24 protein-coding genes and 1 tRNA gene are annotated in these 23,250 nt (G+C 67.1%); 11 read left to right on the top strand and 14 right to left on the bottom strand.

The window, feature by feature from the left end:
* Positions 1-23: 23 nt before the first annotated feature.
* The 4 genes from resB to D6T64_RS04750 are packed head-to-tail and all read right to left on the bottom strand — an operon-like array spanning position 24 to position 3,757.
* Positions 24-1,751: a cytochrome c biogenesis protein ResB gene (resB, locus tag D6T64_RS04765; protein ID WP_119972437.1), complete on the bottom strand. Its 1,728-nt coding sequence runs from the start codon at positions 1,749-1,751 to the stop codon at positions 24-26.
* Positions 1,735-2,496: a cytochrome c biogenesis CcdA family protein gene (locus tag D6T64_RS04760; RefSeq protein ID WP_119972433.1), complete on the bottom strand. Its 762-nt coding sequence runs from the start codon at positions 2,494-2,496 to the stop codon at positions 1,735-1,737. Before D6T64_RS04760 ends, resB begins: the two co-directional genes overlap by 17 nt.
* A 2-nt stretch (positions 2,497-2,498) precedes the next feature.
* Positions 2,499-3,116, bottom strand: coding sequence for a TlpA family protein disulfide reductase (locus D6T64_RS04755; protein WP_119972429.1), 618 nt, complete (start codon positions 3,114-3,116; stop codon positions 2,499-2,501).
* Positions 3,113-3,757 (bottom strand): histidine phosphatase family protein, encoded by a 645-nt coding sequence (locus D6T64_RS04750; protein WP_119972505.1) that lies wholly within the window; start codon positions 3,755-3,757, stop codon positions 3,113-3,115. The genes D6T64_RS04755 and D6T64_RS04750 overlap by 4 nt, the downstream gene beginning before the upstream one ends.
* 88 nt (positions 3,758-3,845) lie before the next feature.
* Here D6T64_RS04750 and aspS point away from each other — a divergent pair, with 88 nt between their 5' ends.
* Complete coding sequence (gene aspS, locus D6T64_RS04745; protein WP_199719057.1) at positions 3,846-5,174, top strand: aspartate--tRNA(Asn) ligase; 1,329 nt, start codon at positions 3,846-3,848, stop codon at positions 5,172-5,174.
* A gap of 137 nt (positions 5,175-5,311) precedes the next feature.
* On the opposite strand, the gene D6T64_RS04740 is transcribed toward aspS, so the two are convergent.
* The 5 genes from D6T64_RS04740 to D6T64_RS04720 form a co-directional block, all read right to left on the bottom strand.
* Entirely contained in the window at positions 5,312-5,614 is a 303-nt protein-coding gene (locus D6T64_RS04740) for a Dabb family protein (RefSeq protein ID WP_119972422.1), read from the bottom strand.
* Positions 5,611-5,883: a glutaredoxin family protein gene (locus D6T64_RS04735; RefSeq protein ID WP_119972419.1), complete on the bottom strand. Its 273-nt coding sequence runs from the start codon at positions 5,881-5,883 to the stop codon at positions 5,611-5,613. Before D6T64_RS04735 ends, D6T64_RS04740 begins: the two co-directional genes overlap by 4 nt.
* A gap of 135 nt (positions 5,884-6,018) precedes the next feature.
* The gene (locus D6T64_RS04730; RefSeq protein ID WP_003792170.1) at positions 6,019-6,117 is read right to left on the bottom strand and encodes a 30S ribosomal protein bS22; all 99 of its coding nucleotides are present in this window, start codon (positions 6,115-6,117) and stop codon (positions 6,019-6,021) included.
* Positions 6,118-6,199: 82 nt separating this feature from the next.
* Complete coding sequence (locus D6T64_RS04725) at positions 6,200-6,394, bottom strand: helix-turn-helix domain-containing protein (RefSeq protein WP_119972416.1); 195 nt, start codon at positions 6,392-6,394, stop codon at positions 6,200-6,202.
* Positions 6,395-6,478: 84 nt separating this feature from the next.
* Positions 6,479-6,940 carry an ArsR/SmtB family transcription factor gene (locus tag D6T64_RS04720; protein ID WP_119972413.1) on the bottom strand — a complete coding sequence of 154 codons (462 nt, stop codon included), beginning with the start codon at positions 6,938-6,940 and terminating at the stop codon, positions 6,479-6,481.
* A 77-nt stretch (positions 6,941-7,017) separates the two neighbouring features.
* Here D6T64_RS04720 and D6T64_RS04715 point away from each other — a divergent pair, with 77 nt between their 5' ends.
* Genes D6T64_RS04715 through D6T64_RS04705 form a run of 3 tightly spaced genes read left to right on the top strand, consistent with a single transcriptional unit; the run spans position 7,018 to position 10,787 of the window.
* Entirely contained in the window at positions 7,018-8,460 is a 1,443-nt protein-coding gene (locus D6T64_RS04715; protein ID WP_377009923.1) for a TrkH family potassium uptake protein, read from the top strand.
* Complete coding sequence (locus tag D6T64_RS04710) at positions 8,453-9,124, top strand: potassium channel family protein (RefSeq protein ID WP_119972410.1); 672 nt, start codon at positions 8,453-8,455, stop codon at positions 9,122-9,124. Before D6T64_RS04715 ends, D6T64_RS04710 begins: the two co-directional genes overlap by 8 nt.
* A gap of 46 nt (positions 9,125-9,170) precedes the next feature.
* The gene (locus tag D6T64_RS04705) at positions 9,171-10,787 is read left to right on the top strand and encodes a MinD/ParA family ATP-binding protein (RefSeq protein WP_119972407.1); all 1,617 of its coding nucleotides are present in this window, start codon (positions 9,171-9,173) and stop codon (positions 10,785-10,787) included.
* Positions 10,788-10,889: 102 nt separating this feature from the next.
* Here the strand turns inward: D6T64_RS04705 and proC are convergent, their stop codons facing one another.
* Together proC and tadA are read right to left on the bottom strand one after the other, a co-directional pair.
* Entirely contained in the window at positions 10,890-11,738 is an 849-nt protein-coding gene (gene proC / locus D6T64_RS04700) for a pyrroline-5-carboxylate reductase (RefSeq protein ID WP_119972404.1), read from the bottom strand.
* Positions 11,739-11,812: 74 nt separating this feature from the next.
* Positions 11,813-12,289, bottom strand: a complete 477-nt coding sequence (tadA, locus tag D6T64_RS04695) for a tRNA adenosine(34) deaminase TadA (RefSeq protein WP_119972401.1) — start codon at positions 12,287-12,289, stop codon at positions 11,813-11,815.
* 64 nt (positions 12,290-12,353) lie between these two features.
* On the opposite strand from tadA, the gene upp reads away from it, so the two are divergent.
* The 4 genes from upp to D6T64_RS04675 all read left to right on the top strand — a co-directional run bounded on the left by upp (position 12,354) and on the right by D6T64_RS04675 (position 15,773).
* Positions 12,354-12,986, top strand: a complete 633-nt coding sequence (gene upp / locus D6T64_RS04690) for a uracil phosphoribosyltransferase (RefSeq protein ID WP_119972398.1) — start codon at positions 12,354-12,356, stop codon at positions 12,984-12,986.
* A 543-nt stretch (positions 12,987-13,529) separates the two neighbouring features.
* Positions 13,530-14,231, top strand: coding sequence for a winged helix-turn-helix domain-containing protein (locus D6T64_RS04685; RefSeq protein WP_119972395.1), 702 nt, complete (start codon positions 13,530-13,532; stop codon positions 14,229-14,231).
* 308 nt (positions 14,232-14,539) lie between these two features.
* Positions 14,540-14,998, top strand: coding sequence for a MarR family winged helix-turn-helix transcriptional regulator (locus D6T64_RS04680; RefSeq protein ID WP_233550832.1), 459 nt, complete (start codon positions 14,540-14,542; stop codon positions 14,996-14,998).
* Between the two features lie 64 nt (positions 14,999-15,062).
* Entirely contained in the window at positions 15,063-15,773 is a 711-nt protein-coding gene (locus D6T64_RS04675) for an SDR family NAD(P)-dependent oxidoreductase (protein ID WP_119972392.1), read from the top strand.
* 23 nt (positions 15,774-15,796) lie between these two features.
* Here D6T64_RS04675 and D6T64_RS04670 read toward each other — a convergent pair whose 3' ends face one another.
* Together D6T64_RS04670 and D6T64_RS04665 are read right to left on the bottom strand one after the other, a co-directional pair.
* Positions 15,797-17,275 (bottom strand): cryptochrome/photolyase family protein, encoded by a 1,479-nt coding sequence (locus tag D6T64_RS04670; RefSeq protein WP_119972389.1) that lies wholly within the window; start codon positions 17,273-17,275, stop codon positions 15,797-15,799.
* Positions 17,276-17,302: 27 nt separating this feature from the next.
* Positions 17,303-18,292 carry an NHL repeat-containing protein gene (locus D6T64_RS04665; protein WP_147364469.1) on the bottom strand — a complete coding sequence of 330 codons (990 nt, stop codon included), beginning with the start codon at positions 18,290-18,292 and terminating at the stop codon, positions 17,303-17,305.
* A gap of 214 nt (positions 18,293-18,506) precedes the next feature.
* On the opposite strand from D6T64_RS04665, the gene D6T64_RS04660 reads away from it, so the two are divergent.
* Together D6T64_RS04660 and D6T64_RS04655 are read left to right on the top strand one after the other, a co-directional pair.
* Positions 18,507-20,123, top strand: a complete 1,617-nt coding sequence (locus D6T64_RS04660) for a sensor histidine kinase (protein ID WP_158594808.1) — start codon at positions 18,507-18,509, stop codon at positions 20,121-20,123.
* 95 nt (positions 20,124-20,218) lie between these two features.
* Positions 20,219-21,001: a response regulator transcription factor gene (locus D6T64_RS04655; protein ID WP_233550831.1), complete on the top strand. Its 783-nt coding sequence runs from the start codon at positions 20,219-20,221 to the stop codon at positions 20,999-21,001.
* An 86-nt stretch (positions 21,002-21,087) separates the two neighbouring features.
* Here the strand turns inward: D6T64_RS04655 and D6T64_RS04650 are convergent.
* Positions 21,088-21,160: transfer RNA gene (locus D6T64_RS04650), tRNA-Arg, on the bottom strand.
* A 217-nt stretch (positions 21,161-21,377) separates the two neighbouring features.
* Between D6T64_RS04650 and D6T64_RS04645 the strand changes: the two genes are divergently transcribed.
* Positions 21,378-22,310: a hypothetical protein gene (locus D6T64_RS04645; protein ID WP_119972375.1), complete on the top strand. Its 933-nt coding sequence runs from the start codon at positions 21,378-21,380 to the stop codon at positions 22,308-22,310.
* Positions 22,311-23,250 lie beyond the last annotated feature (940 nt).

The following is a 23,250-nucleotide window of genomic DNA, read 5'->3' as shown; positions in this document are numbered from 1 at the left end:
TCGTTGAGATTCACGGGATAAGCCTAAGTCTGTTCGGGGGTCGAAACGGCGGGAACAGCGGGTTTGACAGCATCCGCCCCGGCTGCGGCGGCCCCAGACTTGGGGAGCGGGGTGCTGGGGAGTGATGCCAGGTGGCGATCGGCCACAGCGGCCACGGCCGCTTCGAGGGCGGGATCCTCACCGCGGGCGAGGCCCGCGTATTCGAGGCTGAGCGTGCCGTCGGACTGCGGAACTGCCTTCACCCAGACGCGGCGGCGGGGCACGAACAGTCCGGTGAGCAGCCCCGCCAGGATCAGCACGGCGAAGCTCAGCACCCAGAGCTGGGTCGGGTCGTGGTGAATGTCGAACGACGCGAACCGCGGCACCGAGTTCGACAGGTCGTCGGCCGCGGCCGTCGGGTCGGCGTTATTGAACGTCACCGTTCCGAGGTCGTTCGGCAGGTCCAGGGTCTGACCCGGGCGCAGTTCGATCGTCTCGACCCCGGTCTTGCCGCCGGTCAGCTGCGTCATGTCGTCGATGTTGAGCGAGTAGACGGATGTCGGCACCCCCTCGTCGAGGCCGAGGTCACCGGTGTAAACGTTCAGCGTGAGCATCGGGTAGATCAGGTCGGGGTACGAGGAGAAGAACGCCCCCGAGGTGGCCGTCTCCTGGGTCGGGTAGAAGAACCCGATCATTCCGACCTGCTCGGCGAGGCCGTCGGGCACCTTCACGACACCGAGCGAGGTGAGGTTGGCGTCCTGCGGCAGGAACGGCACCGAGTCGCTGAAGACGTCGGAGCCGTCGGGTGAGGTGACCGTGATCGAGGGGGCGTAGCCGTTGCCGAGCAGGAAGATGTCGGTGCCGCCGGTGCGCAGCGGCCCGTTGACCTTGACCTCGCCGGGCTCGGGGTCTTCGCCGCGGGGCGTCACGGTGACGCCGGCGGTGAAGTCGACGGGCTGGCCGATGGCATTGAGGTTCTCGGCCTCGTACTGCACCGCGAAATCGTCGAGGGTGAGCGTGTACGGGTCGAGGGTGGAATCGTCGAAGAACCGGCCCGGGTTGAACGAGTCGTAGGCCAGCAGCGTGTTGACGAAGGTCTGCCCCTCCACGAGCACGCGCTGGCCGGCGAAGCCGTAGCCGCCGCCGAAGCCGACGACGACGAGGATGCCGACGAGGGCGAAATGGAAGACAAGGTTGCCGGTTTCGCGCAGGTAGCCGCGCTCGGCCGAGACCGAGACGCTGCCGGCCTTGTCGTAGAGGGCGACGCGGTAGCCGCTGGATTTCAGCAGGGTGCGGGCCGAGGCGATGGCGGCGCCGGCATCCGTTCCGGCGGGCGCGGTGCGGGTGGTGAACCCGGCGAGCCGGGCCAGTCGGGCCGGGGTCGCCGGGGGCGTCGCGCGCAGGGCGATGAAGTGGTGCTTGGTGCGCGGAATCACACAGCCGATCAGCGACACGAACAGCAGCAGGTAGATCGCCGAGAACCAGGCCGAGGAGTAGACGTCGAAGGCCTGGATGTTGTCGAGCACCGGCGCGAGGTCGGGGTTGTCGGCGAAGTACTGGGTGACGCCGTTCGGGTCGGAAGACCGCTGCGGCACGAGCGAGCCGGGCACCGCCGCGATGGCCAGCAGCAGCAGCAGGAACAGCGCGGTGCGCATGCTCGTCAGCTGGCGCCACAGAAAGCGCAGCCAGCCCACGACGCCAAGCTTGGGCTGCACGATGCCGGCCGAAGCCTCGGGCGGTCGGGAATCAAAATGGTCAGATGGCCGGGACAAAGCTGCCAATCACCCCTTGCAGGTCGAGGAGCCAGACGCTCCAGATGCCGCTCACCATGAGCACTCCGATGACGATGAGCAGAACGCCGCCGAACAGGTTGATCGCTCGAATGTGGCGTTTGAGAAAGCGTACGGTGCCCGTCGCCCAGTTGAAACCGAGGGCGATGAGCAGAAAGGGGATGCCGAGGCCGAGCGAGTAGAACAGGGCAAGCAGGCCGCCCTGCCAGGGTGACCCGCTGCTGAGGCTGAGCGAGTTGATCGCGGTCAGCGTCGGGCCGGTGCAGGGGGTCCAGCCGACGGCGAAGACGGCGCCGAGCAGCGGCGCCCCGGCCAGGCCCATCTTCGGACGCCACGAGGTCTTGATCGTGCGCTGCATGGCCCCGAACTGCCCCACGAAGACCAGGCCGAGCAGAATCACGACGACGCCGGCGATGCGCGTGATCAGGTCACGGTACTGGTTGAGCCAGAAACCGGCCGCACCAAAGATGAACCCGGTCAGCACGAAGATGACGGTGAATCCGAGGACGAACAGGCCGACCCCGGCGAGCAGCCGGTTGCGGCCGCGGCGATCGCGCTTCGACGCGGCCATGCTGCCATCCGTGAACCCGCCGATGTATGCGAGGTAGCCCGGAACGAGCGGCAGGATGCACGGCGAGGCGAACGAGACCAGCCCGGCGAGCACGGCGATCGGAATCGCGAAATAAAGCTCGCCGCTGAAGACGATCTCGCCGAAGGGGTTGTCCACGCCTAGTTGTCCTCCACGGGCGAGCCCTCGGCGATCGTGTCGGTGATCAGCGTCTCCAGGATCGACGCCTCAGCGATGGCGCCGAGGATACGCGCGGCCACCCGGCCCTCGGCGTCGAGCACGAGCGTGGTCGGCACGGCGTTCGGCGGGATGCTGCCGCTGAAGGCGAGCTGCATGCCGCCATCATCGACGTCGAGCACCGACGGATAGGTGACCCCGTAGGTCTCGCTGAAGGCGAGGGCGTTCGCGGCCTGGTCGCGCACGTTGACGCCGAGAAAGCTCGCCCCCTTCCCCTCGAACTGGGCGTTCAGGCTCTGCAGGTCGTCGGCCTCGGCCCGGCACGGGGCGCAGCTGGCGTACCAGAAGTTCACCACGGTGACCTCGCCCAGATAGTCAGCGGATGCCACGGGCTCGCCCGTCTCGGTCAGGCCCGCGAACTCGACAGGGTCGCCCCGGTCGGCACTGGCGATCTCGGTGATGCTGCCGTCGCCGGCGATGTAGCCCTTGCTGTCGCCCGCCCGGTATTGGTCGGCGAGCGGGTCGGAGGTGCAGCCGGTGAGCAGCAGAGCAGCCGCCGCCAGGCCGACAACAGCGCGGGAAACCAGGCCGGCGCGGCTCATACCGCTCCCACGTCGATCGCGTCGCCCTGCAGCCCCGCGGCCGGGCTCGAATACGCTGTTTCGGCGAAGCGGTTGCCGCGCCAGGACAGGGTGGTGATGCTCGACAGTGCGCAGCGGCGTTGGCGCGGATCGTGGAAGAGACGTTCCTGGGCGAGGGTTCGGTGCACCATCCAGATCGGCAGCTGGTGACTGACGAGAACCACGTCGCCCTCCGGCACGGACTGCCAGGCATCGTCGATGGCGGCGAGCATCCGCTTCGAAATCGACCGGAACGGTTCACCCCAGCTCGGCCGCAGCGGGTTGATCAGCAGCGGCCAGTTTTTCGGGTCGCGCAGGGCGCCGTCCTCGCCGCGCATGCGCTTGCCCTCGAAGCGGTTCGTGGGTTCGATGATGCGTTCGTCGATCGTGGTGTCGAGGTTGAACGCGGCGGCGATCGGTTCGGCGGACTCGCGGGCACGCTGCAGCGGCGAGGCGATGACGCTCACGACGGGGCGGCCGCGTTCGACGAGCTCGGCGGCGGCGGCCTGCGCCATCTGCACCCCGAGGTCGGAAAGCCTGAACTCCGGCAGCCGTCCATAGAGAACGCCTTCGGGGTTGAAAACCTCACCGTGACGAACAAGATGTACCTGACTGGCTACCACCATTCAATTCTACGGAAGTCGTCCCCTTGAATTGACCGTATGCCCGCGCTGCCGAGCCTCGCGGGCACGCACCTCTACACTGGAACGTGTGACTTCGCGCGTATTGATCAAGAACCTGTCCGCTCTCGACGACGGCCCCGTAACGGTGTCCGGATGGGTCGACACTGTGCGCGACCAGAAGAAGGTGCAATTCGTCGTTCTGCGCGACGAATCCGGCGCCGTGCAGCTGGTGAACCCACGCACGACGGATGCCGATGGCGCCGTCGTCGCCGATGAGCCGGCCACCAGCATCTCCGGCCTGGCCCAGGGCACCTTTGTGACCGTCACCGGCCAGCTCAAGCACGACGAGCGCGTCAAGCTCGGCGGCATCGAGATCAAGCTCGCCACCCTCACCGTGGTGTCCGCGGCGATTCCCGAGACGCCGATCGCGGCCGACTCGAGCCTCGACAAGCGCATGGACTGGCGCTTCCTCGACCTGCGCAACCCGAAGCAGAACCTTATCTTCCGCATCCAGACCACGTTCGAGCACGCACTGCGCACGTACTGGATCGAGCACGACTTCATCGAGCTGCACACCCCGAAGCTGATGGCCAGCGCGAGCGAGAGCCGCGCCGAGCTGTTCGAGGTCGGCTACTTCGACACCAAGGCCTACCTCGCGCAGAGCCCGCAGTTCTTCAAGCAGATGGCGCAGTCCGCCGGCTTCGGCAAGATCTTCGAGGTGGGCCCGGCATTCCGCGCCGACCCCTCGTTCACGAGCCGCCACGCGACCGAGTTCACGAGCGTCGACGCGGAGATCAGCTGGATCGACAGCCACGACGACGTCATGCAGCTGCACGAAGACCTGATGGTCGCCGGCTTCACCGCCGTCAAGGCGAAGCACGGCGAGGAGGTGCTCGCCCTGTTCGACGTCGAGGTCACCGTTCCGACCCAGCCCTTCCCGCGCATCCCCCTGGCCGAGGCCAAGGAGATCGTGAAAAGCCGCGGCTACGAGGTTCCCCGCGACGACGACGACATGGACCCGGAGGGCGAGCGCCAGATCGCCGCCTACGTGCTCGAGAAGTTCGGGCACGAATTCGTGTTCCTCACCGACTACGCCTCGAGCATCCGCCCGTTTTATCACATGCGTCACGAGGGCGACGAGTCGATCACCAAGAGCTACGACCTCATCTTCAACGGCACCGAGATCTCCACCGGCGCACAGCGCGAACACCGCATCGAGGTGCTCGAAGCGCAGGCAGTGGAGAAGGGCCTCGACCCGAAGGAGATCGAGGGCTACCTCGACTTCTTCCGCTACGGCGTGCCCTCGCACGGCGGTTTCGGCATGGGCCTGGCTCGGGTGCTGATGCTGATGCTGCACCAGGCATCCATTCGTGAGGTCACCTACCTGTTCCGCGGCCCGACCCGCCTCGAGCCCTAACCGGCAGGCCCGGGGCCGCCCTCGGACCCGCACACCCCCGCCGGTCGAAACCACCTCGCTGGTTGAGCGGGGCGCGCGCGCTTTTGGCGCGCCCCAGTCGAAACCTCGCGAGACGACCCTCGAACCCGCGCGATCGGTCAGGCGACCTGCAGGTCGACCGCGAGGCGGTCGGAGACGACGGTGCGAATGAACGCGCCGACCTTCTTGTGCTCGGGGTGCTTCTGGTAGCGAGCGAGCGCCTCGAGGTCGTCGAAGTCGGCGATCAGGGCGACGTCCCAGTTTTCGTCACCGGCAACATCCGGCCCGACCGTCAGCGCAAGAATCTCGGGAACGACACCGACGAGCGCTTCGAGGCCGGAGGTGATCTCGGCGGCATCAGCCGCCTTCTTGCGCGGGGTGACGGCGCTGAGTTTCCAGCAGACGATGTGACGGATGGTCATGATTGTGCCTCCAGCAGGGCCGTGCGCAGGCGCAGCGGGTCGATGCGCCAGTAGTTGTGCACCTTGCCGTTGAGCAAGAGCACCGGGATGTCCTCGACGTAGAGCTCGTGCAGCGCGGCATCCTCGAGAATCGACTTTTCCTCGATCGTGATGACCGGCGCGGCCGGATCGTCGGCGAGTTTCGCGACGACGGTGCCGACCATGTCGCGGGCGTCGTCGCAAAGGTGACAGCCGGGCTTGCCGATCAGGGTCAGGTGTACGGTACTCATCCGACCAGCCTAGAGGTCGGGGCGGGGCACCCCTTAAAGCAGAGTGCGCCGGGCCACGAAGGCCCAGCGCTCACGCCCCGAGACGACCGAGGTCGACCGGAGATACTTCTGAATAGAACTGCAGTGCAGCGCTACCTACTTCTTGTTGCGACGCTGGTGACGAGTCTTACGAAGAAGCTTGCGGTGCTTCTTCTTCGCCATACGCTTGCGTCGCTTCTTGATTACAGAACCCACACGGACCTCACAAAGATTGGATGCGCCGCGGGACCCGCGACAGACACGAAAACCCCATTCTAGCCGCAAAAAACAGTGCGTCCTACGCAGTGTCAGCGACCGGGCGATTCAGGGCCTCGGTAACGGCCGTTTCCGGCACCCGGAACGAGCGGCCGAAACGGATGGCGGGGAGTTCGCCCGAGTGCACCATGCGGTAGACGGTCATCCTCGAGACGCGCATCATGTCGGCGACCTCGGCCACCGTGAGAAAACGCACTTCGGACAGTTCCTGGGTCATTACCGACTCCCTCGGGTGGGGTTGGAGATGCTGGAGTTACCGCTGGGCGTGCAGGCAACTCTAGGTGCTGGCGAGGTTCGGGGTCTACGGGTTTTTGCGCCACTTCTTGGTGGTCGCGTCTTTGACCGCGTGGGACATCTGGAACGACGTGTCGGCGAAGGCCTTGCCGATCGCGGACGCGAAGGCACGCTGCTCGTCGCGGAGGCCCGCCTCGACCTCCTCGGTCGTGAGGTCGGGGGTGGCATCGAAATCCACGCTGAGAAAAGGAATCAGCCAGTCTTCGATCTGTTCGAGCGGGGCGTAGTTCAGGTGGTAAAACCGGTGCTGGCCCTCTTCGCGCACCACGACGAGGGTCGCTTCACGCAGCACCTTGAGGTGCTTGGACACGGTCGGTTGGCTCAGGCCCAGCCGTGTGACGATGTCGGACACGCTCAGCTCGCCACGAGACTCGCCGCGGGACTCGTTCGACACGTTGTACCGTTCGAGGAGAATTCGCAGGATGTCCCGCCGGGTCGAGTCCGCCACCACGTCGAAGATGTCTGCCATTTCATAAGGGTAGTCATTCCCGATGGGTAGTACCATGACAAGTTGTCAACGCTCGCAGGTCAAACGGGGGGTTCCCAGTGCATTCGACCATCACACCGGGGCGGTTCGGACGAAAGTCCACCACCTGGTACGGCCGCATCCGCGACGCCGTCGACCACCTGGTGCGCTCGTCCCCGTCCCGCTTCGCGATCCTCGTCTTCACTGCCCTGATCCTCGTCTTCACTGTGTTGTTCTCGCTGCCGATCGCATCCGCTGACCGCACCATCACGCCTCTCCACGACGCCCTGTTCACCGCAGTATCGGTCATCTGCGTCACCGGACTCGCCACGGTCGACATGGCCACCCACTGGTCAGGTTTTGGCAACGTCCTGGTTTATGTCGGCGTCAATATCGGCGGCATCGGCGTGCTGACGCTGGCCTCACTGATGGGATTGGTCATCTCCCGCCGCCTCGGCCTGCGCGCCAAACTGATGGCCGCGAGCGATTCGAACCCGTCGCGCATCCACGCGGGGCCGGTCAACGAGGGCCAGGCCGTACGGCTCGGTGAGGTCGGCAGCCTGCTCGTCACGGTCGCCATCAGCGCCCTCGTCATCGAGGTCGTCGTTGCCGCGCTGCTCTTTCCCCGGATGCTCATTGACGGTGTCGAGGTCGGCGAAGCCCTGTGGCACAGCTTCTATTACTCGGCGATGGCCTTCACGAATACCGGTTTCAGCCCCAACGTGGAGGGCCTGGACCAGTTCGCGAGCGACTATTGGTTTCTCTCCGCACTGATGCTGGGCGTGTTCCTCGGCAGCCTCGGCTTTCCCGTGATCTATGCCTTCGCCCGGGCGTTTCGCGGCCCCCGACGGTGGTCGCTGCACGTCAAGCTCACCCTCGTCACGACGATCGCCCTGCTGGTTTTCGGCACCCTCCTGTACATATTGCTCGAGTTCGACAACCCGAAGACCTTCGGCTCCCTGAACGCCGGCGACACGATTTTCCAGTCCATGTTCATGTCGGTCATGACCCGGTCGGGCGGCTTTTCCACGATTCTCGTCAGCGATCTGAACGGCTCCAGCCTGCTCCTGAGCGGCATGCTGATGTTCATCGGCGGCGGCTCGGCATCCACTGCCGGCGGCATCAAGGTCACCACCCTCGCGATCCTGTTTCTCGCCGCCGTCGCCGAGGCCCGCGGCAAGCAGGAAATGGAGGCCTTCGGTCGCCGCATTCCGAGCGACATGCTGCGCCTGGCGGTGAGTGTCGTACTGTGGGGCGCCACGACCGTCGCGGTGTCCACGATTCTCATCCTGCACATCACCAAGGCTCCCCTGGACCAGGTGCTCTTTGACGTGATCTCGGCCTTCGCCACCTGTGGACTCTCCACCGGCCTGACCGCTGATCTGCCGCCCGAGGGGGTCTATGTGCTCGCGGCAACGATGTTCATGGGCCGGGTTGGTACAGTGACACTGGCTGCGGCCCTCGCCGCAAGCGAGAGCCGACAACTGTTCAAACGTCCCGAAGAAAGGCCCATCGTTGGCTGACCTGATCAAACATGATGCGCCGGTGCTGGTCATCGGCCTGGGCCGGTTCGGTGCCGCGACCGCCGGCCAGCTCGACCGGCTGGGCCGCGAAGTGCTCGTCGTGGACACCAGTGAGCTGCTCGTTCAGAAATGGTCCGAACGGGTGACCCACGCCGTGCAGGCGGACGCCCGCAACATCGACGCGCTGCGCCAAATCGGAGCCGAAGACTTCTCGATCGCCGTCTGCGCCACGGGCGCTTCGGTCGAGGCGAGCGTGCTCATCGTCGCGAACCTCGTCGACCTGAACATTCCCCAAATCTGGGCGAAGGCCATCTCCACCTCCCACGGCAAGATCCTCGAGCGCATCGGCGCCAACCACGTCATCTACCCGGAGGCCGAGGCCGGCGAACGGGTCGCCCACCTCGTCTCGGGCCGCATGCTCGACTTCATCGAGTTCGACGACGACTTCGCCCTGGTCAAGATGTATCCGCCGAAGCCGATCCGCGGCCTCAACCTCATCGACTCCGGCGTGCGCAGCAAACACCGTGTCACGGTCGTCGGAGTGAAGAGCCCCGGCAAACCATTCACCTACGCGACCGCCGAAACGGTGGTCTCGAACCATGACCTCATCATCGTCTCGGGCACCGAGGGCGATATTGAAAAGTTCGCCGCCCTCGGAACCTAAGCCCCCGGGCCGTCGACCACCGGCACCACCCAGAAAGTTATCCACGATGCCCCAGGATTTGCCCACACCCCACCCGATCGCCCCGCCGCACATCAGGGCGCTGGTGCGCAGCGATGCCACCGCAGAGCTGACCGTTGACGGCGTCAGCCAGGCGATCACGGCGACGGATGACGCGCGGCTGCGGGAAGAGATCATCACCCGGGTCGTCGCCTCGGCCGAACAGGCCGGACGTTCCCTGCACGTGCTCATCGTCGACGATGACGGCGAATGGCCCCTGCTGGTGCACGTCGATGGCTTGGTGGAGGCCGACGGCGCCGGCACCCGAACGGTCGCTCCGGCCTCTGCCGCCACTGCCACGACCGCAACTGCACCGCCGATGAGCCGCCGCGCGGCCCGGGAGGCGGCCGCAGCTGCAGCCGCCAGAGAAGAAACTGTGGACGACGCAGTGGAAGAACCCGCGCAGCATTCACGCACCGCCGCAGCGGAGCCGGCACCGGCACCGGCCTCGGCCCCGAGCAGGCCCGCCACTGGGGTGCCGGATCCGCCGTTCCTGTCCGTGCTTGCTGCTCCCGCCCCGGCGGCAGCGGCCCTCGGCGCGCCCGTACCGTCATTCACGGTGCCGCCAGCGCCCGTACCGCCTGCGCCTGTACCGACCCCGGCGCAGGCCGTGGCGACGGCATCCGCTGTGCAAACGATCCCGGCACCGCTCGAGGCCTACGAAACGGGCGAGACCGCACCCAACCTGGCCGATTTTCTCGGCTCCCGGCCACCGGCGGCAACCGGGCCGGCCCAGCAGGGCTGGCAGGGCGCCGTGGGACGCATCACCGGCGGCCTCGTGACGTTCGCACCCGGCGGCGCCGAACTCGCACAGCGGGATGCCATTTCCAGCGTGCAGCGCACGCTGAACGGGCCGCGCACGATCGTGGTGTTGAACCCCAAGGGCGGCGCGCACAAGACCACGGCGACGCTGCTGATCGCGGCGACGTTCGGCACCTACCGCGGCGGATTCACGCTCGCGTGGGACAACAACGAGACCATGGGCACCCTCGGCGTGCGCGCCCAGGCCGCGGCGCACACCAACACCGCCGTCGACCTGCTGCGCGACCTCGAACGCTTCGGCGACGGCGAGGCCCGGGTCGGAGACCTCGATGACTATGTGCGCGCCCAAGGCGACGCCCAGTTCGACGCCCTCGCCTCCGACCTCGACCCGGCCGGCGCCGCGAGCATCGACGCGGCCGCGTTCGGCCGGCTGCACTCCACGCTCAGCCGCTTCTACCGGGTGCTCGTCATCGACACCGGCAACAATATGCGCGCCTCAAACTGGGAGGCCGCAGTCGAGACCGCCGACCAGCTGGTGATCGTGTCGACGATTCGAGAGGACACCGGCTTCGGCGCCGCCGCCCTCATCGACGGGCTGCGCGCGAAGGGCCACGCCGACAAGGTCGCCCAGGCTGTGACGATTCTGGCCTCACCGTCGAAGACCGCGGACCCGCAGCTGTCGCGGCGCCTGCACGATCACTTCGCCCAGCTGACCCGGTCGGTGCTCGACGTTCCGTTCGATGCGTCACTGGTCAGTGGCGGGCCGCTGAACGTCGACGCGCTCGCTCCGCGCACCCGCGCCGCGTGGCTGCTCGCCACCGCCTCGATCGCCGAGGGCCTCTAACCCTCCGCCAGCCGGAAAGCCCGCGTAAGGTGCGGACTTCGCACCTTCGTGTCGCTCGCGAAGGCACGATCTCCGCACCTCACTATGCGCGGGCGGGACGAGCTAGGACTTGGCGAGTTCGCGCGCTCGGGCGAGGGCGGCATCCGTCGCGGTGTCGAAGATCGCCTTGAAATCGACCTTCTGCAGCTCGCCCACGGCCTGCTCGGTGGTGCCGCCGGGGCTCGTGACCTGGCGGCGCAGCTGGGTGGGGGTCTTGTCGGAGACCGCGAGCAGCGCGCTCGCGCCGAGGAAGGTGCCGTTGACCATCACGGCGGCCTCTTCGGGCGTAAAGCCCTTGTCGATCGCGGTCGCGGTGAACTGCTCGATCAAGAAGAACACGTAGGCCGGACCGGAACCGGAGATCGTACTGAGGGCGTCGAGCTTCTCCTCGGGAACGACGAGCACGTCGCCGACCGTGCCGAACAGGGCCTGGGCGAGGGCGAGGTCCTCAACAGTCGAACGCGAGCCGGCGCTCAGGCCGGTCACGGCCATACCGACGACGGCGGGCGTGTTGGGCATCGAGCGAATCACGTGCACGGATGCCGGCAGCAGCGATTCGAACGTCGCGACGGTCACGCCGGCGCAGACGCTGATGACGAGGGTTCCGGGCGCGAGGTAGTCGGCGATCTCGGCGAGCAGGTCGGGCACCATGTAGGGCTTGACGGCGACGACCACGATCTCGGCACCGCTGATGGCCGTGAGGTTGGCGTCGGCATCCGTCTCGGTCGCGAACGCCGTCACCCCCACGGTGTCGGCCAGTTCGGCGGCACGTTCACTGCTGCGATTGGTGGTGCGGATGCCGCCGGTCACCTCGACGCCCGGCTTCAGCAATCCGGCCAGAACGGCCCGCGCCATGGAGCCGGCTCCGAGGAATGCGATGGTGGGCAGGGTCACGGTTGTAGAAGAAGTCATTCAACCAGTGTAGTTTTTCCAGATTTTTCAGGCTTTATCTGGCTTGTGACGGGTCTTCTGGTTGTGCGGGCATCTCAGCCGCGGCGGGCGGGGTCTTCGAAGAAGTCCAGCAGCAGGCGGGCCCCCTCGTCGGCGTTGATGCCGGCGATCACCTCAACCCGGTGATTCAGGCGCCGATCGCGCAGCACGTCGTAGACGGAGCCGACCGCCCCGGCCTTCTCGTCCCAGGCGCCGAAGACGACCACGGGAAGGCGAGCGGCGAGAATCGCCCCCGCACACATGACACAGGGTTCGAGAGTCACGACGAGGGTGCAGCCGGTGAGGTGCCAGTCCCCCGTCGCGGCGGCTGCCGCGCGGATCGCGACGACCTCCGCGTGCAGCGTGGGGTCCTGGTGCAGCTCACGCTCGTTGTGTCCGCGGCCGATGACCGCGCCGCTCGCGTCGAGGATCACGGCGCCGACGGGAACGTCACCGGTTGCCAGCGCGGCGCGCGCTTCGACCAGGGCCAGTCGCATCCACGCGGCGTGCTGTTCTGTGCGGTTCTCGACCATGTCCTACCTCGCTGCGCCCCCAGGCCCACTGAGAGACCCAGGGCCCGCTGATAGAATTGAGCCTATGCGAGTTCATGTTGCCGACCATCCGCTCATCACGCACAAGCTCACGGTATTGCGAGACCAGAACACGCCGTCGCCGCTGTTCCGCTCCCTTGTCGAAGAGCTCATGACGTTGCTCGCCTATGAGGGAACGCGCGGTGTGCGGGTTGAGCCCGTGACCGTGCAGACCCCGGTCTCCCCGGCCCAGGGGGTGCGCATCAGCGACCCCAAGCCGCTCGTCGTGCCGATCCTGCGTGCGGGACTCGGGATGCTGGAAGGCATGGTGAAGATGCTGCCGACCGCCGAAGTGGGCTTTCTGGGCATGCAGCGCAACGAGGAGACCCTCGAGCCCACGACCTACGCCGAGCGCCTGCCCGACGACCTGTCGGATCGGCAGTGTTTCGTTCTCGACCCGATGCTCGCCACCGGCGGTTCGCTGATCGCGGCGATCAACTTTCTGTTCGCCCGCGGCGCCGTCGACGTCACCGCGATCTGCATCCTGGCCGCCCCCGAGGGGCTCGCCGCCGTGGAGAAGGCGCTGGAAGGTCGCGAGGTCACGATCGTGCTCGGCGCGGTCGATGAACGCCTCAACGAGCTCGGCTACATCGTGCCCGGACTCGGCGATGCCGGCGACCGCCTCTACGGCCTGGTCTGAGATCGAGCCCGACCACCAGCGTCACATGCAGGACCTGCGGGCCGTGACAGGCCCGCAGGCCTGAAGTTCAATTATCTTTGATAAAGTGCAATTCTAGAAAATCTTCTGTGATGAACCACTGATTCAAGGCGGATCCGCCGAATCAGCTCGGCCCTCGTGAACGTGTTGCGTGACTCATTCCGCCACTCGGCGTCACCAAATTGACACATGCCGTCACACTCCGCTTTACTCACATTTATGACAACGCGAGCAAACCCCCTGACCTCCCTCGAGGCTCCCGGGACTGCCGGCATGATGATGCCCGGCATCTTCAGCGCTGTCTGTTGCCGAATGTGCCGCTAACGTACGCACCTCGCCGAACTCCCGCCCCGCACCGATAGCGCCGCGGTCGAGTTCCCCGAAAGCTTCTCGTTGAAGCGTTCGCATTCCGGCTTTCCTCTCGCCTGACGCAATGCCGTCAGTCGTACCGAGGGGCCACAGTTTCGAACCCGCACCCGCGCCGCGGACGGGTTCCGTGCAGCATCCAGTCAAAGGATTCTTCCCATGTCACTCGCCCACATCCACTCCAGCCGCCCCGCCTTCACCCCCCTGACCCTCGCCGAGCCGCCCGTCGCCCCGGCGCCCCGCATCCGCGCTGTGCCGAGCGGCACCGAGGCCCGCGGCTTCGTGCTCTACGTCGGCATCGACGAGGCCAAGGCCGCGGCCGCCGGCACCAACCTGAACCGCATCGTCGAGGCGCTCAAGGCCCTCGCCGCTGAACTGGCACCGACCGCCGAGACCTACGCCGCGGTCGCGCTGGCCCCCCAGGGCGCAGGCGGACGCGACGTCGACGTCGTGCGCCTCGCCCTGCAGGACCCGGCCGCACTGGCCGCCCACCGCACCGAGGCTGAGGAGCCGGCCAGCGAACGCAGCGGAGTCGTCGTCGACCTGTCCCGCAAGCGCGTGGTGCTCGACAACGAGACGGCGGCGCTGACCTACAAGGAGTTCGAGCTGCTGCAGTACCTCGTGCTGCGTGAGGGCCGCACCATTGAGCGCGCCGAGATCATCTCGGCGCTCTGGAATGCCGCCGACGAGGACGAAGCACCGAACGAGCGCACCATCGACGTGCACGTGCGTCGCCTGCGCGCCAAGCTCGGCCGCTACGAAGACATCGTGCGCACCGTGCGCGGCGTGGGTTACCGCTTCGACCGCCACGCCGACGTGTCGATCCAGCACGCACCGACCGCGAGCTCAGACCGCTTCTAGCCTCGGCAGATCAGGTGCGGCTCCCCCTGTGCAACGCGGCCTTAACGCACTCGAGGGCCGGTCGTAGGGGGCTACGACCGACCCTCTTCCCTTGCACCAAGAGTGTCCTGCAATCACATTTCACGTCGTCCGCCACAGCAAACGGTTGACGCACCTAAAATATATAACGAACGCATAACGGATGCCACTCCTCAGCACGATTTTCTCCTGCGAGTTGTCCGTGAACCACGAATTGCCTCCCACCCTCCCCGCCGATTCGGCCCCCACGGCCGACACTCTCTATTCTGGAGAGCGACGTGAGGAGTCTGGTGACCGATAGAGCCGTGGCTGTGGCTGCCTGGGAATCGCTCTTTCGCGCCCAGGTCGCGATCATGCGCAGCCTGGTCGCGGAATTTCCGTCCCGCGACATATCGTTTAACGAGTACGACGTGATGTTCAACCTGTCTCGGCAGCCGGATCGGCGCATCCGTCTGAGGGAACTGAACCAGCACGTGCTGTTGACCCAGCCGAGCGTGAGCCGCCTGGTCGACCGGCTGGTCTCCCGCGGATACGTGGACAAGGTGACCGACCCGCTCGACGGCCGCGGTGCCATCGTTGAACTGACGGATGCCGGTTACGCCCTGTTCCGTCGGGTCGCCGTCGATCACATGGGCACGATCACCGATCGGATCGGTGATTCCCTGAGCACAGCGGAACTTGTGCAACTCACGGCGCTCTGCGACCGCCTGCGTCTCGGTGGGAGCGCGGCCGGGGTCGACTGCGACTAGCCGCCCCACGCGACCGCGCCGCGCGGGGGCTGCACGCGTGCCACGGTCCGCGCTACCGTGAGTCATGACCTCGCTGACCGGCTCAACAATTCTTGTCTGTGGTGCCTCCGGAGTGCTCGGGGGTGAGATCGCCCGGCTCCTGGCCGCCGAGGGTGCGGATCTGGTGCTCACTGGCCGCGACCGCGGCCGACTCGAGGCGCTCGGGCTGGCCGCGACGATCGTCGCGGCCGATCTGACTGACCCGGCGGCGGCCGACGCCTTGATCAGGCAGGCCCTCGAGGCCCACGGGGCGCTCGACGGCATCGTCAACGCCTCCGGGGTCGTCGCCTTCGGTGCGGCGACTGAGATCAGCGACGGCACCCTCGACGCCCTCTTCGCGGTGAACGTCCTCGCCCCGATGCGGCTGCTGCGCGCCGCGATCGCGCCGCTGACCGCCTCGGCCGCTGCCGGCCGGGAGCCCTTCGTGCTCACCCTGAGCGGCGTCGTCAGCGAGGTTCCCACGGCGAATATGGCGGCGTACTCCGCGTCGAAGGCCGCCCTTGCCGCGTGGGGCAAGGCGACCGGCCGCGAGCTGCGCCGGGCGGGCATCCGCGTTCTCGACGCGCGTCCCGGGCACACCGAGACCGGCCTCGTGTCGCGAGCCCTCGAAGGCGCCGCGCCGAAACTGGCCCCGGGGCTCGACCCTGCGGTCGTTGCTCGCCGCATCGTGGCGGCCATCATCAGCGGCGAGCGCGACCTGCCGAGCTCGGCGTTCACCGACCCGGCAGCCGACTAGGTCCCACTCCCCGGAGACGGGCGCTACCAGATCGTGCGGTGCCGCTCCTGCTCGACGACCGCGTCGCGATCGGCCAGCCGGCGCAGCCCTGCGAGCGGTTGGCTCATGCGGTGATTCCCGCGGATGCGGGGCTCGACCCGGTCGAGGAAAGCCCAGTATCCGGCGGTGAAGGGGCAGGCATCCGGCCCGAGCCGCACCTTCGGGTTGAACCGGCAGGCGCCGCAGAAGTCCGTCATCTTCGAGATGTAGGCGCCGCCGGAGGCGTAGGGCTTCGTAGCGACGATGCCGCCGTCGGCGTGCTGGGACATGCCCACCACGTTGGCTGGCATGACCCACGGCGTGCCGTCGACGAAGGCATTGATGAACCAGTCGCTGAGCGCGGCCGGCTGGTAGCCCCGTTGCAGCGACCAGTTGCCGAGAATCATCAGCCGCTGAATGTGATGGGCCCAGCCCGTGCGGTTGACCTCGTCGAGCACATGGCTCAGACACCGGGCCTTGACGGACGCCCCGTCCAACTCCAGAAACGCCGCCGGCAGCGGCTCGTTCGCGGCCAGGAAATTACTCTCGGCGACGTAGTCTTCGCCGAGGTGCCAGTACAGGTGCCAGACCCAGTCCCGCCATCCCATGATCTGCCGCACGACCGCCTCGACGCTTGCGAGCGGTGCCCCGCCGCGGTGAGCTCCACCGCCGTAGTAGGCGGCCACGACCGCGTCGATCACCTCCTGCGGATGCAGCAGGCCCAGGTTAAGCGGAACGCTCAGCCGGGAATGGGCCATCTCGCTGTCGCCGGTCAGCGATGCGTCCTCGAACGGGCCGAAGTCGGCCAGCCGGGTCTCGATGAAATCGTCGAGCGCCGCAAGGGCTTCCGCCCGGGTGGCGGCGAACCGGCGTGGTCCGTCGGCTCCGATGAGGTGCACCCGCCCCTCGGCCACGAGCCGGTCCAGGTCGCGGCGCACCTCGGCGTCGATCTCGTCCTCGACGGGAGCCCAGACATCCGGAAGCCCCAGGCTGACCGCGCCCTTCGGCGGCGGCTGCCGGTTGTCGTGGTCGAAGTTGAAGCGCGCGCCCTCCGGTTCGGAGCCGCGCATCAGCACCCCGGTCGATGTGCGCACGGTGCGGTAGAAGTCCTCCATCAGCAGCCGCGATGTCGGCCGCCCGGCGGCCCACTGCGCGAAATCCTGCTCGCTCGTGACGAAGCCGCGACTGGGCAGCACGGTAGCCCCCAGCTCGGCGACCAGGGCGCGTGATCCCCACGAGGTGGGGTTGATCACCTCGAGGTCTCGGCCGCGGAGCACATCCCGATAGTGCTCGGCACGCAGAAACTCGACCCGGTCGCCGAGCTCACGCGCCCGATGGCGCAGCGCGCTCAGAATCAGATGGGCCTTGGCCCGGTGGTAGGTGCGCCGCCCCAGCACCGCCGTCGCCTCGACGAGCACGATGGCGCCGCCGTCGTCGAAGTGCGGTCCGAGCTGATCGGCGAACAGAAACCGCGGCGTCGACATGCCGCCGAGTCTACCGGCGGCCGCGGCTCACAGCGGGCGGTGCCGCGGCCGATGCCGGGGTGCCGCCAGGGCACCCGTCGTCGGGAAGGCCGACGATTCGTCGACCGCAGGGTGCGCGGTATAGACGGTGATCGACCAGTTGCCCCAGTTCGCCACGTAGACGTTGTGGTCGCCGTCGACGGCGACGCCGGTCGGGTAGTCCAGGTGGCTCGCGGCCCCGCTGATGCGGGTCACGGGCTCGGGCGATTCCTCACCGAGCGAGGCGAAGATCAAGACCGAGAAGCTGGCACAGTCGGTCACCAGGATGTAGCCGTTGGCGTCGACCGCGATGCCCGACAGATTCGTCAGCCCCTGGGCCTTGCCGTCCGTGATGGTCGGCGCGATATTGCGCGTCGCGTCCGGACCGAAGACGAGGATTTCTGAGGACCGGTTGTTGATCGCATACAGACTGCCGTCTGCGCCGACCGCCATGCCGCGAATGTAATAGATTCCCGTTTCGGAGCCCGTGATCGTGCGAATCGGCGCCTCATCGCCGCTGGCACCCGGGGCATATACGGTGATCGACTTCGCTTCATAGTTGGCCACATAGAGCACGCCATCCGGGCTGACGGCGACGGCTTCTGGTCCGTTCAGGCCGGTGCCGGGGCCGACCAGCAGCCGCTGCGGCGCGACATTGCCGTCGGCCTCCGGCGCGAACACGAGCACGGCGTCCCGTGCGCTGTTGGGCACGTACAGATAATCGTCGGCGTCGAGCGCGAAGCCGAACGGGTTGTCGATGCCGGTCAGGTCACCCTCGATGGTGCGAATCGGCTCGGGGCTGGCCGGCGAGTACACCGTGATCTTGCTCTCCATGAGCACGTAGAAGTTGCTGGCAGAGTCGACCGCGGTGCCCTGCGGCTGGCGGATGCCGGGGCTGTTCCAGCCGCTGACGGTGCGTGCCGGAGCCGCGTCATAAGACACAGCGAGCGTGCCGGCGTTGGGGGCACGACGGCGGGCACCCATAGTCTTCTGTTTCATGATGTGAGTCCCTCTATCTGACCTCGCAGGCTGATGAAGTGGTTCCGTTACTGCCCGCACACCCCAACGTTGGGGTTCTTTCAGACTGGCACCCATCCGGCCGCGGCCACGGTAAAAAAGCACCGATTTGACGCAGCGTTTGCGCATTTTTTTGTATCGTCACCCGATTAGGGGGGCCCATGTGTCGAGAACCTAAGCTGGCGAGATGGGAACCATGAGCACAGTGCCAGGCACGCGACTCTTGGAATTTCAGCTCATCGTCGCTGTTCCGCTCGTGGTCACCGGTTGCACTGTTTTGGCCCTGCATGCGAGCGAATTGAACGTCGGTCTGTATCTGTCCGGCCTGTGCATCGTCGCCCTGGTCACTCTGGCGCTGCTCAGGGTCCGACGCACGACGCGGCTGCTCCGCTTCGCCGTCGTGATTCCCCTCGCGGATATCGTGGGTATCCGCCTGATGGTTACCTCCGAGGGCTTGGGCCCCCTCGGTGACGGCCAGCTGGTCCTCCTGCCCCTGCTGTGGCTGGCATTTTCGTTCGGCCTGCGGGCAGCCCTCGGCGGGGGCCTGCTCGTGGCAGCGCTGACGCCCGCAGCTACGTATGCGGGATTCGCCACCCTAGATGCGGCTGGCACGACACGCACCGTCACCTATCCGCTGCTGGTCGCCATCCTCATGACCGCCGCCTGGGCGTCCGGGCGTCGCATCCGCCGCGACCGGGCCACGCTCGCCGCGCAGTCGGCCCTCACCCGGGCGGCACTGCAGAAGGCCGAGCAGAGCAGCACCCTGCTGTCCGAAATCATCAACGCGGTCGACTTCGGCGTGATTGCCTTCGACCGGCAGGGCTCGGTGACGCTGACCAATCGGGTGAGCCAGGCTAACTGGCCCACCCTCGACGCGACGGCAACCCCTTCCACGCCGATGCCGGGCTTCTTGCAGACGGATGGCGTCACTCCCTTCCCCCGGGCAGACAGCCCGTTCGTGAGATCGCGCAACGGCGAGGCCTTCGACGGCGTGCTGGGCTGGGCCGGCAGCTCCGCAGACACTCCCGTGGCATTTTCGGCAACCTCGCGCACGATGGACGCAGCCGATACCCGCGACCGCGGAACCGTCCTCTTGCTGCGTAACGTGACCCGCGAGCTGAGCGCCATGCGGGCCCGCGACGACCTGATCTCCATGGTCACCCATGAGCTGCGCACTCCGCTCACGGCCATCATCGGCAACGCGGAACTCGTGCTCAGAGACAACGACCAGCCGGCAACGGTCGTGCGGCGATCGACGGTGATACTGCGCGGCGGCGAACGGATGGAGTCGATCCTGTCTGATCTGCTCGAAGCGCGCAGCACCTCCAGCGCCCTTCTCCCGCTGGTGCCGGCCGAATTCGACCTTCGGCAGATGGTCATGGATGCGATCGCCTCGAATCGGGCAGCCGCCGACGTCCGGGCGATCACCGTTTGGCTCACGGAGGGCCCCCCAGTGCTGGCGGTGGCCGACCCGCACCGGGTACGACAGGTTATCGACAACCTCCTCACAAACGCCACGAAATACAATCGGGTCGGCGGGACCGTGACGATCGCGGCATCCGTCGTGGGCGATTTCGTCGCTCTCGCAGTCGCGGACACCGGGACCGGGGTGCGAGAGGCCGACCGGGCGCAGATCTTCGACCTTCACTTTCGAAGCCCGGCAGCGCAGACCGGGGTTGCCTCGGGTTTGGGGCTCGGCCTCAGCATCAGTCGGGATATCGCCCGCCGTCACGGCGGTGATCTCATTTTCATCGCCGATGAGGCATCGGCAAGTCTCTTTCGGCTGACCCTCCCTGTGCGTCCCCGGCCCTGACCGGTGGCCGCGACCGTAGAATGTGACCGCGGCACGATACCGCGGTTCGGGGGGAACTAATGATCGAAAGTCCGAGTGCGCTTGAGCGCATTGCCGTGGTCATCGAAGATGATCCCGATGTGCGGGAGCTGCTCGAATCGCTGTTGCGTGAAGCCGGGTTCACGGTGAGAGTCGCCGCGAATGGGTTCGATGGACTCGGCATCATTGCCCAGGTTGAGCCAATGATCACGACTCTGGATGTCACGATGCCGGGCATGGACGGCTTCGAGACCCTGCGGCGTATTCGAGCGATCAGCTCGACCCGGATCATCATGATCTCGGCGCGCAGCGACGAGACTGACGTCGTCCTCGGGCTGACTGCCGGCGCCGACGACTACATTTCCAAGCCCTTTCGAACGCGCGAGGTTCGCGCCCGTATCGAGTCTGTCCTGCGACGCGCGGCCGAGACGTCGGCCGGGCCCGTCGCTGTCACGCCGGACACGAGCAGTGCTGTGATGCGTCTGGCAGCGCCGCCCGAGGAATGGATCGAATACGGACTTCTCCGTCTGAATCCCCACGATCGCCTGGCCCAGGTCGGTGGCATCGCACTGGCGCTCACGCGCAGCGAATTCGAGCTTCTGGCGGCCCTCTTCCGCGCTCGCGGTCGAGTGTGCACCAAGCGCGAACTCGTGATGCTGTTGCGCACGGACACGGTCATGACGTCGAACATCGTGCTCGCCTCCGATAAACGCTCGATGGAGGTGCACATCGCGAACCTGAGGCGAAAGATGACGCATCTACCGGGCAGTGGAGCCGGCCCGCACTCCGGCGCCGAGATGAACGGCATCGAGACCGTGCGGGGTATTGGCTATCGATTGTCTGCCAGCCTCGGCTTCTGAGACGACCCCGCGTCGGGCCACACCGGAGCACTTGTCCGCTGGGGACAAAAAATCCCCCTCGGCCAAAGCCGAGGGGGATTCTGTTGTGCGCCCGAAGGGATTCGAACCCCCAACCTTCTGATCCGTAGTCAGATGCTCTATCCGTTGAGCTACGAGCGCGCAATTGTCGGCGGCTAGTTCGTCCGTGACAACTTGTAAACCCTAGCAGGTAAATAGGGTGCCCAAAGTCCATCGGGCCCAGATCGACCCCCGTGGGCCCAACCTGAGGATTCCTGCCAATAACCGGATGGGGGTAGACAGCATGTCTGTGGCGTGTTTATCTGAGGACACCAACTGACCCACTCACGATCAACTGACCCGCTCAAGGGGGTGTCGCATGGATCGCCTCGCTGTCTCCTCGACGCCCGCTGCCCTGCGCCTGGCCCTCATCGGGGCATCCGTCGCCGTGGCCTGGACCGCCGTCTGCCTGGTAGTGGGGGCGGTATCGCCGTCGACCGCCGAGGCCGACCCGCTGGGACTGGACACGATTCCGGTCGCCGCGAGCGTGTCCGAGATCGTGCAGCCGGTGATCGCACCCGTCGAGGCCGCCGCCGTTCCCGCTGCGGCCCCGATAGCCGCACCCGTTGTCGCCGTTGCCGCGCCGCTCGTCGAACCGGTTGCGCCCGTCGTCGCTGCAGCCGTGGCTCCCGCGGCCCCGGTCATCGCGCCGGTGGCCGCATTCGTCACCCCGGCCGCGCAGCCCCTGGCCGCGGTCGTCGAGCCTCTCACCGCGGTCATCGACCCGATCGTGGCACCCGTCGCGGCCGTCACAGCCCTCGCGGTACCCGTGGTTGAGCCGGTTCTTCCGCACGCTGCGGCCGTTGCGGCACTCGTGCTGGATCCCGTCACCGACGGGATCACCCCCCTCGTGACCGCAGCCGTGGCGGTCACCGCGCCCACGGACACCCCGGCGAGTGCGGGCACGAGCTCGCTTTTCACCCCCGACTCGGGCGCAGAGCCGGCCGTTCGCGCGACCATAGCCGACGCGACCGGGCTGGCGGGGGCATCCGTCGTCGCCCCCAGCGCCACGCAGCGCGCCCCCGTCGGCCTTCCGACCGGCCCGCCGACACCCTCACCGATCGACCCGATCGTGCTCACGACCACCCCGACCGGTGCCAGCTCGCACAGCGCGTCGGGATCAGCCCCCGCCGTGGGCGATTCGCCCACCGGGCCACGCGCGGCCGTTCTGGCCTCCAGCATTCTGTCCAGCTTCGGCGTCGCGGCACTGCCGTCGGCGCCCGCCTTCGACCTCGGTTCCACTCCCGACTGATGGGTCTGCCCTGCCGTTTTCCGGCAACGCAGACCACAGTCTCCCCGCTCGGGGAGCACACCATCATTCGTTATAGGAGCAGAACCATCATGAATTCATTCGTATCCAAGGGCATTTATTGCGCCCTCATCGTCGGGGGCCTGTCCCTTCTCGGTATGGGCGCGGCCAACGCCGCCGACGCCCCCGTCACCTCGGGCTCAGACGGAATCGTCTCGGGCAGCCAGATCGTCAGCGACGTCGTCGCCCCGATCGACCTCAGTGGAAACGCGATCAGCGTGCTCGGGGACTCCTCGAGCAACTCTGCGGCACCAGCCACTGCAGCCCCGGCTACTGCGCCGGCGGCGCAACCGGTCGCCGCTCCGACGACATCGGGCGCTGACGCCGTCGCGTCCGGCACTCAGGCCGTCGTGGCAGCGGATGCCCCGGTCACCGCCACCGGCAACGCCATCTCGGTCGTCGGTGACTCACAGAGCACTCCTGCGGCCGCTCCGGCTCCGGCTCCGGCCGCAGCACCTGCTCCGGCCGCCACGACCGACGGTGACGACAGCATCGCCGGCGGCACCCAGGTCGCCCCCGACGTGATCGCGCCGGTCACCGTCCAGGGCAACGCCATCAGCATCCTCGGCGACACCACTTCCACGGGAACGACTCCGACCGCCCCGACCACCGGAACCGGCACAACCGGAACCACGACAACCACCGACGGCGAAGACAGCATCCTNCGGCGAAGACAGCATCCTCGGCGGCACCCAGGTCACCCCCGACGCGACCGCGCCGGTCACCGTCCAGGGCAACCCCATCAGCATCCTCGGCGACACCACCTCCACCGAAACGACGACTGCCCCGACCACCGGAACCGGCACAACCGGAACCGCACCCACCACCGACGGCGAAGACAGCATCGCCGGCGGCACCCAGGTCACCCCCAACGTGACCACCC

The organism is Cryobacterium melibiosiphilum, from assembly GCF_003602235.1.
GTDB classification, from domain to species: Bacteria; Actinomycetota; Actinomycetes; order Actinomycetales; family Microbacteriaceae; genus Cryobacterium; species Cryobacterium melibiosiphilum.
Note: the sequence above shows the minus strand (reverse complement) of the source record. Positions and strands in the feature narration are given on the sequence as shown.